This window comes from Flexivirga oryzae (assembly GCF_014190805.1).
GTDB classification, from domain to species: Bacteria; Actinomycetota; Actinomycetes; order Actinomycetales; family Dermatophilaceae; genus Flexivirga; species Flexivirga oryzae.
In genome coordinates this window covers 183221-197554 of sequence record NZ_JACHVQ010000005.1, presented here as the reverse complement: position 1 = coordinate 197554, position 14334 = coordinate 183221, and the positions used below count along the sequence as shown (strand labels likewise).

Annotated in this window: 13 protein-coding genes; 9 read left to right on the top strand and 4 right to left on the bottom strand. The window is 68.0% G+C overall.

Translation table 11 applies throughout. The features are described 5' to 3' along the window. Positions 1 to 99: 99 nt before the first annotated feature. On the bottom strand, positions 100 to 2265 hold the full coding sequence (locus FHU39_RS21940; protein ID WP_183322864.1) for an MMPL family transporter: 2166 nt from the start codon (positions 2263 to 2265) through the stop codon (positions 100 to 102). A gap of 195 nt (positions 2266 to 2460) precedes the next feature. Between FHU39_RS21940 and FHU39_RS21935 the strand changes: the two genes are divergently transcribed. Genes FHU39_RS21935 through FHU39_RS21920 form a run of 4 tightly spaced genes read left to right on the top strand, consistent with a single transcriptional unit; the run spans position 2461 to position 5378 of the window. After that, a complete protein-coding gene (locus FHU39_RS21935) occupies positions 2461 to 3684 on the top strand; it encodes a sensor histidine kinase (protein ID WP_221185804.1) in 1224 nt (407 codons plus the stop codon). Next, the gene (locus FHU39_RS21930; RefSeq protein WP_183322862.1) at positions 3675 to 4319 is read left to right on the top strand and encodes a response regulator; all 645 of its coding nucleotides are present in this window, start codon (positions 3675 to 3677) and stop codon (positions 4317 to 4319) included. Before FHU39_RS21935 ends, FHU39_RS21930 begins: the two co-directional genes overlap by 10 nt. A 40-nt stretch (positions 4320 to 4359) precedes the next feature. After that, on the top strand, positions 4360 to 4665 hold the full coding sequence (locus FHU39_RS21925; RefSeq protein WP_183322861.1) for a 4a-hydroxytetrahydrobiopterin dehydratase: 306 nt from the start codon (positions 4360 to 4362) through the stop codon (positions 4663 to 4665). After that, positions 4662 to 5378 (top strand): VIT1/CCC1 transporter family protein, encoded by a 717-nt coding sequence (locus FHU39_RS21920; RefSeq protein ID WP_183322860.1) that lies wholly within the window; start codon positions 4662 to 4664, stop codon positions 5376 to 5378. The genes FHU39_RS21925 and FHU39_RS21920 overlap by 4 nt, the downstream gene beginning before the upstream one ends. 6 nt (positions 5379 to 5384) lie before the next feature. Here the strand turns inward: FHU39_RS21920 and FHU39_RS21915 are convergent, their stop codons facing one another. Beyond that, complete coding sequence (locus FHU39_RS21915) at positions 5385 to 6380, bottom strand: Lrp/AsnC family transcriptional regulator (protein ID WP_183322859.1); 996 nt, start codon at positions 6378 to 6380, stop codon at positions 5385 to 5387. Positions 6381 to 6656: 276 nt separating this feature from the next. On the opposite strand from FHU39_RS21915, the gene FHU39_RS21910 reads away from it, so the two are divergent. From FHU39_RS21910 to FHU39_RS21900, 3 genes are read left to right on the top strand one after another with little or no spacing between them, the layout of a single operon-like run. After that, positions 6657 to 8057: an MFS transporter gene (locus tag FHU39_RS21910; RefSeq protein ID WP_221185803.1), complete on the top strand. Its 1401-nt coding sequence runs from the start codon at positions 6657 to 6659 to the stop codon at positions 8055 to 8057. Then, positions 8054 to 8542 (top strand): glutathione peroxidase, encoded by a 489-nt coding sequence (locus FHU39_RS21905; protein ID WP_183322858.1) that lies wholly within the window; start codon positions 8054 to 8056, stop codon positions 8540 to 8542. The genes FHU39_RS21910 and FHU39_RS21905 overlap by 4 nt, the downstream gene beginning before the upstream one ends. Further along, entirely contained in the window at positions 8542 to 9054 is a 513-nt protein-coding gene (locus FHU39_RS21900) for a GNAT family N-acetyltransferase (RefSeq protein ID WP_183322857.1), read from the top strand. The genes FHU39_RS21905 and FHU39_RS21900 overlap by 1 nt, the downstream gene beginning before the upstream one ends. Before the next feature lie 10 nt (positions 9055 to 9064). Here FHU39_RS21900 and FHU39_RS21895 read toward each other — a convergent pair whose 3' ends face one another. Then, positions 9065 to 9934: an oxidoreductase gene (locus FHU39_RS21895; protein ID WP_183322856.1), complete on the bottom strand. Its 870-nt coding sequence runs from the start codon at positions 9932 to 9934 to the stop codon at positions 9065 to 9067. Positions 9935 to 10024: 90 nt separating this feature from the next. Here FHU39_RS21895 and FHU39_RS21890 point away from each other — a divergent pair, with 90 nt between their 5' ends. Both FHU39_RS21890 and FHU39_RS21885 read left to right on the top strand, forming a co-directional pair. Continuing rightward, complete coding sequence (locus tag FHU39_RS21890) at positions 10025 to 10984, top strand: ribokinase (RefSeq protein ID WP_183322855.1); 960 nt, start codon at positions 10025 to 10027, stop codon at positions 10982 to 10984. A gap of 78 nt (positions 10985 to 11062) precedes the next feature. Then, entirely contained in the window at positions 11063 to 11548 is a 486-nt protein-coding gene (locus FHU39_RS21885; protein ID WP_183322854.1) for a hypothetical protein, read from the top strand. A 573-nt stretch (positions 11549 to 12121) separates the two neighbouring features. Here FHU39_RS21885 and FHU39_RS21880 read toward each other — a convergent pair. Beyond that, positions 12122 to 13516 carry a DUF222 domain-containing protein gene (locus FHU39_RS21880; protein ID WP_183322853.1) on the bottom strand — a complete coding sequence of 465 codons (1395 nt, stop codon included), beginning with the start codon at positions 13514 to 13516 and terminating at the stop codon, positions 12122 to 12124. Positions 13517 to 14334: the final 818 nt, after the last annotated feature.

Genomic DNA, 14334 nt, shown 5'->3' with positions numbered 1-14334 from the left:
CGAATTGCTGAGCCTCTCGGTGGTTGCTGAGCCTTTCGGTGGGAAGTGGTGTCGGTCAGGGAGGCGGGGCCGACCGGTCAGGGAGGCGGGGCCGACCGGTCAGTGAGTACCGACCGGCTGATCGGTGCTGTATGGCGACGGCCGGACCGGAAGTGCGTCCGCGCGAGGACGTCGGCGCGACGGCCACCACGCCCACTTCCCGAGCAGTGCGAGCGCGGACGGCAGCAGCACCAGCCGGACAACGGTGGCGTCCAACGCGATCGCGACGGAGAGACCGACCCCGATCTCCTTCATCTCGACCATCGAGAGCGTGGCGAAGAGCGCGAACACCGACACCATCACGACTGCGGCACTGGTCACCACACCCGCCGTCTCCTGGACGCCCTGACGCACCGCCAGCTTCGGTGGGAGGCCTTCGTCATACCGCTCTTTGACCCGGCTCAGCACGAAGACGTGGTAGTCCATCGACAACCCCACCAGCACCGCGAACAGGAAGATCGGGATCCACGAGATCACTCCTCCGGTCGAGTGGAAGTGCAGCATCGACTCGGCCCAGCTGTGCTGGAAGACCGTGGTCAGCACCCCGAACGCCGCGCCCACGGACAACAGATTGAGACCGGTCGTCAGCAGTGCGACCACGATGCTGCGGAAGGTCACCGTCATCATCACCAGGGTCAGCCCCAGTACGACGAACAACACCCTCGGCAGACCGTCGGACTGATGCTTCATCTGGTCGTAGCTCTCGGCGACTCCACCGCCGACGGCCCAGGTGACGTGGGAGGAGGACACCGCCGACGGGATCACCTCGGCGCGCAACGCGCGCACCGCGTCACCCGCGGCGAAGGAACCCTCCCCCGCCTTGCTGCCGAGGGTGAGCACAGCGGTGTGCCCGTCGGCCGAGACCCGGACCGGATCGGACACCGACTTCCAGTCCCCGGTCGCGATCGCCCTGCTCGCAACGACTTTCGCTTCGCTCTGCACCTCATCGGGGTTCGCACCCTGCAGCACGACCGATGCGGTCGGTCCGTCGCCGGGGAACGCGTGACCGATCTCCTGCATCGCGCGCACTGCCGGAATGTCCTGCGGGAGGGAGTCCAGACTGCTTGTCTGCTGCTTCATCCCGATCGCCGGCAACGCCAGCGCACCCAGCACCACCAACCCGGCAGCCAGGGCGACGACCGGACGCCGCAGGACCGGCGCGAGCAGCCGTTTGCTGATCGCCCCCGGTTGCATCCGGGCGGCCAGGCGCCACAGGCCCGGGATGCGCGGGCGGTCCACCTTCGGACCGAGCACGGTCAGCAGTGCCGGCAACACGGTCAGCGAGCCGAAGACGGCGAAGGCAACGACCACCAGCGAGCCGGTCGCGATCGATGCGAAGGTCACGTCTCCGAGGGTGTACAGGCCACCCATGCTGACGATCACGGCAATACCGGACACGACGATCGAGTGGCCGGAGGTGGCGGCTGCGATCTCCACTGCGTCAACGGCGTTCGCGCCGCGGTGTCGCTCCTGGCGCTCGCGCTTCAGGTAGAACAGCGAGTAGTCCACCCCGACCGCCATGCCGATCAGCAGGATGACGCTCGTCACGGTGTCCTCCATCGGGAGCAGCAACGACACCGGACCCATCAGGCCCATCGTGGCGAAGACGCTCGCGATCGCCAGGAGCACCGGTATGCCGGCCGCGATCAACGCGGCGAAGACGATCAGCATGAGCACGATCGTGATCGGCAGACTCTTGGACTCTGCCGAGCCGAGGTCGTTGCCGACCCGGGTGTTGATCGCGTCGTTCATCGAGGTGTCGCCGGTCTGCACGATCCGCACTCCGGGCGCCCTGGGCTGTGCATCGTGCACGGTGCGGGTGATCGCGCTGATGTCCGGATCACCGCCATCGGCAACGGGTTTCATCGTGATCGCAACGATCATCAGCTTCTTGTCCGGTGACACGGCCGGTGCGGCCACCCGCTCCACGCGCGCATCGCCGCGCACGTCGGTCGCGATCCGTCCGGCGGCCGCACGCGCCGACGGGCCGACCGGTCCGCCGGCCGTGGCCGACAGCACGACGAACTCGCTGTCCGGCAGCTCCAGACCGGCCGCTTCGATCTGTTGCGCGGCGACACCGGACTGGCCCACCCGGTAGTCGGCGTCGGTCGTCGTGTGCATGGTGATGGCCGCACCGCACGCCACTGCGGCGACCACCAACAGCAGCCAGGTACCGATCGCACGCCACGGGTGGCGTACGCTCCAACGGGCAACTTTCAGTGTCATGCCAACCCTTTTCACGCTGGCGACTCCCTTCCACAGTGGACACCGGATCGGGCGGATCCCCGACCGTGTTCCACCCTCGTCGCGAACACCGCAGAAGTCTGTGGCGGCACCACCACACTTGGGGTGGGGCTAGCCACCACCCACAGTGGGATTGCCACGACTGCGATGCGCGCCGCGACGCGTCAGGATGGGGTCATGCAACCCATCGCCGGCCGACCGCAGATCATGCTGGCGCATGCCGTCGCAGTGCTCCTCTTCGGCCCGACCGTCGCTTTGTTCGTGCTCGGTGTCGTGGGAACCGCCCTGACCCCGCTCGGTATCGGCGTGCTCCTGCTGCTGGTGGTGGTCCCGGCGACCCGTCTCCTCGCGACCGGGCAGCGGAGTATGGCGCAGGAGATCCTGCAACGACCCATCGTCCAGGACTACCTGGGCACGCAAGGGCTGGGGCCGATCGCGCGCGTCCAGCGATGGGCGAAGGACCCGGCACGCTGGCGGGACCTGTTGTGGGAGCTTTCCTCGATCACCGTCGGTTTCACGCTGTCCGTCCTCAGCCTCGCGTTGTTCCTCTACCCGTTGTGGTCGATCGTGTGGTTCGGGCTCTGGAAGGGGCTGCCCGACGTCTTCGACGACCCGTACGGCATGCACATCACGACGACCGGTCAGGCGGTTGCGACCTCGGCGGCCGGGGCGGTCGTGGGTGCCCTCGTGTGGTGGTTCACCGTCCAGCCGATCGCTCGGTGGCGGTTCGGGCTCGACGCGTTCCTGCTGGGCCTGTCGCGGCAGGCCGTGCTGGCCCGTCGGGTACGGGAGGTGACGACCTCCCGCGCGCAGGGGGCCGACGCCGCGGCAGCGGAGCTGCGGCGCATCGAGCGCGACCTGCACGACGGCGCGCAGGCCCGGCTGGTCGCGCTGGGCATGAATCTCGGCCTGGCCGCGGAACTCATCGAGAAGGACCCGGAGGCGGCCCGGGAACTGTTGGTGGAGGCGCGTGACAACTCCGGTGACGCGCTGCAGGACATCCGCTCGGTCGTCCGCGGCATCCATCCGCCGGTCCTTGCGGATCGTGGACTCGCGGACGCCATACGGGCTGTGGCGGTCGATCTGCCGATCGACTTCGAGCTCGATCTGCGGCCGCCCGCGGTCAGCGCTCCGTTGGAGTCGGCGATCTACTTCGGCGTCGCGGAGTGCCTGGCCAACATGGGCAAGCACTCCCGTGCGACGAGTGGCTGGGTCAGCCTCGTGGTGCACGACGACAGGATTCACATCGAGGTCGGCGACAACGGCGTGGGTGGCGCGGACCCGGCCGGCAGCGGTCTGCGCGGGGTCGCGGGACGGCTGGCGGTCTTCGACGGCACGATGGACGTGTCGAGCCCGACCGGTGGGCCGACGATCGTGACCATGGAGGTTCCGTGCGGGTAGTGATCGGCGAGGACCACGCGCTGCTGCGCGACGGGCTGGAGCGCATCCTGCGGGCGCACGACGTCGAGGTCGTCGCAACCGCGGACAACGCGCCGAGCCTGGTCAAGGCGCTGCGTGAGCATGCCCCGGACATCGCGATCGTCGACGTGCGGATGCCGCCAACCCTCACCGACGAGGGACTTCGCGTCGCCATCGAGGCGCGTCGTGAGCGTCCCGCGTTCCCTGTCCTGGTGTTGTCACAGTATGTCGAGAACCTTTACGCCCGAGAGCTGCTCGAGGATGGCGCGGGCGGCGTCGGCTACCTCCTCAAGGACCGGGTGTCCGACGTCGGCGCCTTCGTCCAGGCAGTGCATCAGGTGGCGGACGGGGGCACCGTGCTCGACCCCGAGGTCGTCCGGCACCTCATCGCGCGACGACCACAGGGCAGTCGGATGGACCGGCTGACCGACCGCGAGCGGGAGGTGCTCGGGCTGATGGCCGAGGGCTGCTCCAATGCGGCGATCGCGGCGAGTCTCTTCGTCACGGAGAAGGCGATCAGTAAGCACACGAATGCGATCTTCAGCAAGCTCGACCTGCCGGTGTCGGCGGACGACAACCGGCGGGTGCTGGCAGTATTGGCATATCTCAACGATTGAGTGAGTAGTGGACGGCACCCGACTACGAGGAGGCGAGCCGATGAGACTCCTGACTGATGAGGAGATCGGTCGACAGTTGGAGGCGTTGGACGGTTGGTCCCGCGACGGTGATGTCATCCGATCCACCTACCAGGCCCCGACGTTCGCCGAGGGGATCGAATTCGTCCGGCTGGTCGCCGCGGACGCCGACCAGATGAATCACCACCCGGACATCGAAATCTCCTACACCACCGTCCGGTGGGCGCTGTCGACACACAGCGAGGGCGGTCTCACCCAGCTCGACATCGAACTGGCGCATCGGATCGCGGAAGCTGCGGAGCAGACCGGCGCACAGGTCAGTCGGTGACGTCGTCGATCGAGCCGCACGAGGGCGAGCAACAGGACGAAGCGCTCTCCAGCCGCTTGAACTGGCTGCGCGCGGGAGTGCTCGGAGCCAACGACGGGATCGTCAGCGTCGCAGGCATCGTGGCTGGTGTCGCCGGCGCGACCACCAACCGGACGCAGATCCTCATTGCTGGTGTCGCCGGCCTGGTCGCCGGCGCATTGTCAATGGCTGCAGGCGAATACGTCTCGGTCAGCACACAGCGGGACAGCGAACGCGCAATGATCCGCAAGGAGAAGCACGAGCTGCGCGAACTCCCCGAGGAGGAGCTGGAGGAACTCACCCAGATCTACCAGTCGAAAGGGCTGCGCCGGGAGCTCGCGGCCCAGGTGGCGCGGGAGCTCACCGAGCACGACGCTTTGGCCGCACACGCAGAGGTCGAGCTCGGCATCGATCCCGACGAACTCACCAACCCCTGGGAAGCCGCGGGCGCGTCGTTCCTGTCCTTCACCGTCGGTGCCCTGATCCCACTCGTCGCGATCCTGCTGCCCGCCCCGGGGCTGCGGGTGCCGATCTGTTTCGTCGCCGTCGCGATCGCACTGATCGTCACGGGCGCGGTCAGCGCGCGTCTCGGTGAGGCACCAGCCCGGCCGGCCGTCATACGCAACGTGCTCGGCGGCATGCTCGCGATGGCCATCACGTACGGCGTCGGCACGCTCGTCGGCACGGCGGTCTGATCGGGGTCAGGGCAGGACAGCCCCGGCGCGTTTGAGCGTGCGGTCGAGCGGGATCACTTGCGTGTGCGCGACACCGTCCAGCCGACCCACGTCCTGCGAGATGAATCGGTAGAGCCCGTCGACGTCTTCGAAGGCGACACTCGCGGTGATGCTCGCGGGCCCCGTCGTGGCGCCGCAGAACCGGACGTCGGGATGCTGCCCGAGCGCCCGGCCGACCGGGTCCAGGTGCGACGGTGCAACCGTCACGAGCACGCGTGCATACAGTGTCTGGCCGGTGAATCCGTCGTCCATGTCGACGTCGAAGTGGAGCAGTCCTGCCTCCCGTAGCTCGGTCACGCGACGGCGCACCTGCGCCTCGGTCATCCCGTCGGAAGCCGCCCGGAGTTCCGCGTACGTCGCCCGTCCCTCCCGCATCAGCAGTCCGATCAGTGGTTCGTCCCGCGGGCTGAGCTCCACCGTTCTGCCGGTGATCGCCGGCGTGCCGTCGGTCAGCAGCTGCTCCTGCGCAGCGGTGAGGAACTCCGGTCCGATACGCCAGTCGCTGTTCGTGGAGCCACGGTAGACGTGCAGCACCATCGCCGCCTCGATGCTCGTGATCTGAACTGTTTTCGGCAGCTGGCGCAACAACAGCTGGTCCTGGGCATCACTGCTGCGCGGACGCAACACACAGTCGACCTCGGTGCCGCCACTCATGACCGCGACCCACTGAACATCGTCACGGCGGGCCAGCGCCCGGCCGATCCCCACCGAGGTATCGGGCCGGCAGAACAGCCGCAACATCCAGTTCTGCCTGCCGGTGGGGCCCGGGTCGATGAACCCGACAACGCGCACCGCTCCTGCACTGCGCATCCTGCGATAACGGCGAGCGACCGTCTGCTCCGAGACACCGAGCACCGAGGCGATCACCGAGAACGCCGCGCGCGGCGCGACCTGCAGACAGTGGGCGATCCGCAGGTCCAGCTCGTTCCGAATGACGGATCCGTTCGCAATCTCCTTCGCCATGGAGGAAATCTACGCCTGATGGGTCCTGGCTGGCACCCTGATACACCGCCCGGCACAGTTGCTATCGCCGGTTCGGGCTGTCGATCCCCCGGCCACGTGCACGTCATCACATCGACAACCAGGTCGATCACCGAAGGGGTGACATCTCATGCGCAAATGGCTACCACTGCTCACCATCTGCATCGGGACACTGATGCTTCTCGTCGACGTGACCATCGTCAACGTCGCGTTACCCGACATGGCAGTCAATCTGCGAACCGACTTCAGCTCGTTGCAGTGGGTCGTCGACAGCTACGCACTCGTGCTCGCCGCTTCCTGCTCGGGATCGGGTCGCTCGCCGACCGGCTCGGGCACCGATCGGCGTATGTCGCGGGGCTCTCGCTGTTCGCATTGGCTTCCGCCGTCTGCGGATCCGCCGGAAGCCCCGCCGTGCTGGTCGTCGCGCGCGGCATACAGGGTCTCGGTGGTGCTGCGATGTTCGCGACGACCTTCGCCCTGCTCAATCGCAGCTACACCGGACGCGACCGGGGCACGGCCTACGGCATCTGGGGAGCCGTCTCGGGTGCGGCTGCGGCGATCGGGCCGATCGCCGGTGGCCTGCTGACCGAGCACCTGTCCTGGCGTTGGATCTTCTTCGTCAACCTGCCTTTCGCGATCGCCGCGATCGTGCTGTGCTTCGTCGTGCTCTCGGAGAGCCAGCGCCATCGCTCACCGCTCGACCTCGTCGGCATCTCGACATTCACCGTCTTCGCAGCGGCGCTGACCTACGGGTTGATCCGGGCGAACGAGCACGGCTGGGGCGAGGCAACGGTGCTGATCTCGTTCGCGTTGTCGATCGTCATGCTCACCGGGTTCATCGTCGCCCAGTCGCGCACCGATCACCCGATGTTCGACCTGTCGCTGCTGCGCAGCGGACCCTTCGCCGGTGCCCTGATCGCCGGATTCATCCTGTCCGCAGCGGCCTTCGCCTATCTGACCTACGCGTCGATCTGGCTGCAGTCGGTGCGGGGTATGTCGCCGGCGCAGGCCGGTCTCGCGACACTGCCGCTGGCCGTCGCGTCGTTCGTGACCAGCGCGAGTGTCGGCCGACTCACGCACGACGGACGGAACTGGCTGGCTGTCGGGCTCGGCATCGGACTCACCGGCGTCGGCGGGCTGCTCGTGGCGTGGCGGCTATCCGGAGCGAGCGCGACCTGGACCGCCCTGGTTCCCGGTTTGATCGTGTGCGGCGTCGGTGTCGGCCTCTCCGCACCGACCCTCAGCTCGACCGCGATGGCGGCCGTGTCCGCACATCGGGGCGGCATGGCGGCCGGTGCCGTGAACACCGCGCGGCAGCTCGGCTTCGCCCTCGGGATCGCAGCTCTCGGAACGATTTTCGCCGCTCGCATCAAGACCGTGGTGGTCGGGACCGGAGCGCCACACCCCTCCGAGACAGCCGCTGCGATCGCCGGTGGACAAGCTCACGCCGTCCTGGCACACGTGCCAGCAAGTGTGCGGCCCGCGGCCGATCACCTCGTGCAGCTCTCCGCAGTTGACGGGCTGCGCCTGGCGGCGCTCGTCGCAGGCATCCTCGGCATCGTGGGCGGGCTCGTGGCAGGGTTGTTGATCCGTCCGGGCAAGCGGCAGGCGCCGGCGGGTGCTGACGGGACGGCGCCTCGTCATACAGTCGCTGTATGATGATCCTTGACGCACACATCGCCCGCCTCGACGGCTCGACCGGCACACTGGCCGACATCACCCAGGGTCGCCCCGCCCTGTTGGTCAACGTGGCCAGCAAGTGCGGGCTGACACCGCAGTACACCGCGCTGGAGACTCTCCAGAAGGACTACGAATCCAGAGGATTCACCGTCGTGGGTTTCCCATGCAACCAGTTCGGCGGCCAGGAGCCCGGCTCCGCCGACGAGATCCAGGAGTTCTGCAGCGCGACCTACGGCGTCACCTTCCCATTGACCGAGAAGATCGATGTGAACGGCGACGGCCGCCACGCCGTCTATCAGGAGCTCACGAAGGCCACCGACCAGGACGGCAACGACGGTGACGTCCAGTGGAACTTCGAGAAGTTCGTCATCGGTGCCGACGGAGCTGTCGTGCAGCGCTTCAGCCCGCAGGTCACACCTGACGACCCGCGTGTGGTTGCGGCGATCGAGTCCACGCTGAGCTGATGGCCGAGGTCACCCTGCGGCCGCTCGTCGAGTCGGACATCGAGGCGCACAACGCCGGGGAGGACGCGGAGGCTGTGCGGTGGCTGACCGGTGAAGCGGGCACCGTGGACTCCGCGCGCCGGCATTTTCGGCAGCTGGCGGCGAATGCGGTTGCGGGGCAGGGTAAACGCGGGTTCGGAGTGTGTCTCGACGGTCGCCTCGCCGGGTACGTCGAGTGCAACCCGGACATCACCGACGGGACCGACCCGGGCGACGTGAACATCAGTTACGCGACCCATCCGTGGGCACGCCGCAAGGGTGTGGCGACCGAAGCGGTCGAGTTGATGTGCGGGTACATCCAGGAACACGGCATCGGGCCACGAGCCGTGCTACGTATCGAACCCGGCAACGCCGGCTCTCTCCGTGTTGCTGAGAGAGCCGGCTTCGGCTTCGTGCGAGAGTTCGTGTCGGTGACCGATACGCACCCGGACGGTTCGCCTGCCACGATGCGGCTGTTCCGGCGCGAGCTCTGATCGGCTGGGCTCAGGCAGCGCCCTCCAACTCCGCAATGTCGGTGTCGGACAACGTGATCGATGCCGCAGCGGCGTTCTCCTCCAGGTGCTGGAGCGAGGAGGTGCCGGGGATCAGCAGGATGTCGTCCGAGTGGTGCAGCAGCCAGGCCAGTCCGACCTGCGCCGCGGTCGCGCCGAGCCGCCCGGCAACCTGCTGCACCACCTCCGACTCGGTCACCTTCGGCATCCCTGGGAAGGCCGAACCCAGTGGGAAGAAGGGCACGTAGGCGACGCCGCGGTTCGCGCACAGGTGCAGCGTGGACTCGTCGTCCCGGTGCAGCAGGTTGTACGCGTTCTGCACGCACACCGCGCCGGCCTCCAGTGCCGACCGTGCCTGCTCCGTCGACACGTTGCTGACCCCGAACGCCTCGAGCATGCCGCCGGAGACCAGCTCGTGCATCGCCGCCAACTGGTCCTCCAATGGGCAGTAGTCGGCGTCTCCGATCTCCTCCCGCGGCATCACCCGGAGGTTGACCACCGGCAACCGGTCGACGCCGAGCGTCCGGAGATTCTGTGCGACCTGGTCCTTGAGGTGGCCAGGCTGCTGCGCCGGCAACCAGCCGCCGTCCGCGTCCCGGCGGGCACCGATCTTGGACACCAGCACCAGGTCGTCGGCATACGGATGCAGCGCCTCCCGGATCAGCTCGTTGGCAACGTCCGGCCCGTAGAACTGAGCGGTGTCAATGTGATTGATGCCCAACTCGACAGCCCGGCGCAGCACGGCGATCGCCTCGTCGTGATCTCGCGGCGGACCCATCACACCGGTGCCAGGGAGCTGCATCGCACCGAATCCCATGCGTCGCACGGAATGACCTGCCAGGGAGAAGCTGTCTGTCGTCATACCTCCACCTCAGCACATTGCGGGCCGGGAGACTCACGCGGAGCCGATAACCTTGGTGGCGAATCCACCGGACCGCAGACGGGCGACGAGATGAACCTTGCCGAGCAGCCAGCGCAGCGCCCGCGCGGCCTCGTCGTCGTCGGTTCGATCAACATCGATCGCTCGCTGACGGTCGACCGCTTCCCCGGCCCGGGTGAGACGCTGTCCGCCCGCTCACTGTCCTCGTCCATCGGCGGTAAAGGCGCCAACCAGGCTGTGGCAGCCGCGTGCTCGGGAGCTGACGTGGCGATGATCGGCATGGTCGGCGCCGACGACGAAGGAGAAGCTGCCCGGCATGCACTGACGGAGGCCGGAGTCGACACGTCGTGGGTCTGCAGCACCGATGACGCACCCACCGGAACGGCGTGGATCACCGTCGCCACCGGGGAGAACATGATCCTGGTCGTTCCCGGAGCCAACCATGCCTGGCCCCAGGGATTTTCGAAGCCTCCGCCAGCAGCAGTCGTGCTCTGCCAGTTGGAGATCCCTCTGGCTGTCGTGCATGCCGCCGCGGCTGCGGCCGAAGGTCTCTTCGTGCTCAACGCCGCACCGTCGCAGCCACTCGATGACGACCTGCTGCGGCGGTGCGACGTGCTCATCGTCAACGAGCACGAATTGGCTGAGGTGTGCGGCGCCCGACGACTCGACGCCGAGGATGTCGATTCACTGAGTTCCGCGGCGCGCCTGCTCATCTCGCATGGCGTCGGAACGGTTGTGACCACGCTCGGGAGCCGAGGTGCGCTCCTGTGTACTGCTGATGAGACCTCGCGGATCGGGACTCCCCCGGCTTCTGCCGTGGTCGACACGACCGGCGCCGGCGATGCCTTCTGCGGTGTCTTCGCTGCCCGTCTGGCGGCTGGTGATTCGTCGGCCGACGCACTGCGGTACGCCGTGACGGCAGGCTCGGTCTCGGTGAGTCACGCGACGGCACAGGGCGGGTATGACGAATTCGCTCGGCTGAGCGCCCTGGTCGGCCAGACCCCTTGCGCCACAACGATTTCAGTGGAATAGCCGGTCTTCGGGTGGGGACACTTCCACGGGTCGCACGTGACGTCATACAGTGTGAAGCCCGACGTCAAGGAGACTGCGATGTCCTGCGTGACCTTCCTCAATGCCGCCCAGCGTGCGGCGCTACGCGAGTCCGGTGAGGAACGGTTGACGCCCGAGGAGATCAGGGCCCAGCATCCCAGTCCGCCTGCGACGGAGAGCAAACTGCGACGGCTGCGTGCGCTCGCCCGCAACACTGATCCGTCGATCCGACAGAGCGCGGCGCTCAACCAGCACTGCCCCGTGGATGTCCTCGAACTTCTCGCCAGGGACAGCGACCCGACCGTCCGGCAGTGCGTCGCGCGTCAGCCGTTGGCGAGCCAGCGGCTGTTGCGTGAGTTGGCGAAGGACCCCGTCGCGGACGTTCGCGGGTGGGTTGCCGCGAACCCGGCGGTCACCCCCGAGCTCCTCGCCGACCTGGCCGAGGACGAGGACACGACGGTGCGCGGGGTCGTGCGCTGGGCACGCAACTGGGATGCCGATCCGGCCACCCCGCCCCGCACCGACCGAGCAGCGGGCCCGCGCTGACCCAATGACCGCCGCGGCGGCCGAGTCATCACCCCGCGCAGCCAATTTCCGCGGTGGCCGAGTCATCACCCCGCGCAACCCATTTCAGCACCGGCCATGTCAGCGCCCGGCCAGTCCCGCGGTGGCCGGGTAAGCGCGAGGCCCGCCGCGGTGGCCGAGTAGGTCGAGCCGTTAGGCGAGACCGTGATCGAGGTCCCGCACCCCGCGGTGGCCGAGTCATCACACCGCGCAGCCCAATTCAGCACCGGCCATTTCAGCGGCGTTGATTTCAGCGGTGGCCGAGTAAGGGCGAGGAACGAGCCCGCATCGAGGTCCCCGCGCACACCCGCGGTGGCCGAGTCATCGCCCCGCGCAACCTATTTCAGCGGCGGTGATTTCAGCACCGGTCTTTCAGCGGTGGCCGAGTAAGGGCGAGGAACGAGCCCGCATCGAGGTCCCGCACACGCCGCGGTGGCCGAGTCATCGCCCCGCGCAACCCATTTCAGCACCGGCCATTCCAGCGGCGTTGATTTTCGCGGTGGCCGAGTAAGGGCGAGGAACGAGCCCGCATCGAGGTCCCGCACGGTCTGGTGGTCAGGCGACCTTGTCGGCACGCCAGCCGGGCATGGCGCCTTCGGTCAGGTCCCAGTGCACCCCGTCACTGGTGACGGTGGCGGTGTACCCGTGCCGGTGCACGATCTGGTGATGTCGGCGACACAGCATCGCAGAATTGTCCAACGCGGTGCTGCCGCCTGCCCACCAGGGCAGCACATGGTGCACTTCGCAGAAACCCGGAGGTCGGTCACAGCCAGGGAACGTGCATCCTTTGTCCCGGTAGACCACGGCGGCCCGCATCCCCTTGGTCACCAACCGTTTCTCACGCCCCACGTCCAGAGGCTGACTCTTGCCGCCAAGCACCATCGGGATCAGGTCCGCATCACACGCCAACCTCCGGGCGGTCCCCGCGTCCAGGATCTCCCCGCCGATGGTGACCGCACCATCCAAGTCACCCAACAACCGGTGCAGGTCCATCGTCACCAGCACGGTGGCACCGGCCCCGATGCCCATCCCGTCCCCGGAGGCGACTTTCGCGCCCGCGGACACCAGGTCCATGAGCGCGTCCACCCGGCGCTTCCCCGGGGTCCGCTCATCACGCACCGTCTCCGGGCGCTGCTGCTGTTCGTGGAGCCCGAACGCCGCACCCGCCACCCCGTGACCGGCCACGTCACCGTCGCGACGGGCCGCGTCGCCGTCACTGGTCTCACCGGCGTCGCCCTCGTCGTCGCTGGCGCCGGTGCTGGTGCTGGCGCTGCCGGCCGGTGCGCCGTCCTCATGGGCCGGGCGTGGGGCGGATAACGCAGTGACCGCCTGCTTCAGGATGGCGGCGTTGGCAGGGCACAGGTCGGCGATCAACCGGATCATCCCGGTCGGCAGCGTCCGCCACGTCAATGATTCGACCTTCTCCAGGTGCGCATCCTCGGCCGACAGTTTGTCCGCGGCATACTTGGCGATGATCCGCCTCGTCAGTTCCGTCACGCCCCGGGACCCCAACCCCGGGTCCAGTTGCAGGAACCACGCCTGGATGTCTTCGCGGGCCGCGGTCGGTAACACTTCGGCGACTTTCGCGGTTTGCCGTAACGCGGTCCGGGCGGTGGCCAGGGTGCAGGACCCGTCGCGGACCGCGGACGCGATCACATGGTTGCGCCGGTCCCGGCACGCCTGCGCCACCACACTGATGGTGGTCGCCGCCGACGGTTCGATACTGGTCCCCGCCCGTGCTGCGCACCCGGTGACCCACTGGGTGGCATTCGCCGCGTTCGAGGTCAACAACACGCCCCGGTCCAAAGCGTTCGCGGTCGCCACCGTCGCGACCTGCGCCGCGCGCTCCTGCAGCCGTAACAGGACCCCGACGAGGTCGGCCTCCTGGTCGTCCCCGAGTTGCTCCAACACACCCGGCAACTCATCCAACGCTTGGACGGTCGCGGTCACCTGGTCCAGGAGGCGGGGTCCCAAACCCGGCTCCGGCCGCCGGGCGGGATCGGGCCCGTCCCAGCAAGTCGTATCCGGTTCCACTGGTACCGGTTGGTCGGGGATGCGCAGGGGTGAGTCGATGGCCATGATGGTCGGATCCCCCTGTCCCCTGGGTGGTTTCGTTGTCATGATTCTATCGGGTGGCGTTCAGGAAGTACAGAGGTTATGCGAACATTTCTCCGATACGCTTGACCCAAAACGTATCGGAAGTACGCCGAAAACTGTGCGCGGACCTCGATACGCCGTTCCTCCGCTGCGCTCCCCCACGGCTACTCGGCCAGCGCAAAATAGCCGGCTCGCCTACTCGGCCAACGCGTGGGATCGGCTACTTGGCAGCGCGTCGGGTCAGCTACTCGCCGGCGCGGCATACGGCTGCTCGCCAGCGCAATATCGCGGCCTCGACATACTCGGCCAGCGCGGGGTGACGCGGACCTCGACACGCCGTTCCTCCGCTGCGCTCCCCCACGGCTACTCGGCCGGCGCGGCATACGGCTGCTCGGCCAGCGCGCCATGGCGCGCTCGCCTACTCGGCCAGCGCGGGGGGCAACTCGGCCAGCGTGGCGGCACCTCGGCCGGCGCGGGGTGACGCGGACCTCGATACGGCTCGCCCTTGCGGGCTCGCCTACTCGGCCACCGCGGGGGCAACTCGGCCAGCGCGTCGGATCGGCTACTCGGCCAGCGCAAAATGACCGGCTCGCCTGTTCAGCCAGCGTGGCATGGCCGGGGGCCAATCGGCCGGCACAGCGGGGTCTGGGCGACCGGTCGGGCATCCACTA

Bases quoted from the DNA above. Each gene is read 5' to 3' on its own strand.
- FHU39_RS21885 (WP_183322854.1), top strand. From the start codon at position 11,063: ATGTCCTGCGTGACCTTCCTCAATGCCGCCCAGCGTGCGGCGCTACGC.
- FHU39_RS21895 (WP_183322856.1), bottom strand. From the start codon at position 9,934: ATGACGACAGACAGCTTCTCCCTGGCAGGTCATTCCGTGCGACGCATG.
- FHU39_RS21900 (WP_183322857.1), top strand. From the start codon at position 8,542: ATGGCCGAGGTCACCCTGCGGCCGCTCGTCGAGTCGGACATCGAGGCG.
- FHU39_RS21915 (WP_183322859.1), bottom strand. From the start codon at position 6,380: ATGGCGAAGGAGATTGCGAACGGATCCGTCATTCGGAACGAGCTGGAC.
- FHU39_RS21940 (WP_183322864.1), bottom strand. From the start codon at position 2,265: ATGACACTGAAAGTTGCCCGTTGGAGCGTACGCCACCCGTGGCGTGCG.
- FHU39_RS21890 (WP_183322855.1), top strand. From the start codon at position 10,025: ATGAACCTTGCCGAGCAGCCAGCGCAGCGCCCGCGCGGCCTCGTCGTC.
- FHU39_RS21925 (WP_183322861.1), top strand. From the start codon at position 4,360: ATGAGACTCCTGACTGATGAGGAGATCGGTCGACAGTTGGAGGCGTTG.
- FHU39_RS21905 (WP_183322858.1), top strand. From the start codon at position 8,054: ATGATGATCCTTGACGCACACATCGCCCGCCTCGACGGCTCGACCGGC.
- FHU39_RS21935 (WP_221185804.1), top strand. From the start codon at position 2,461: ATGCAACCCATCGCCGGCCGACCGCAGATCATGCTGGCGCATGCCGTC.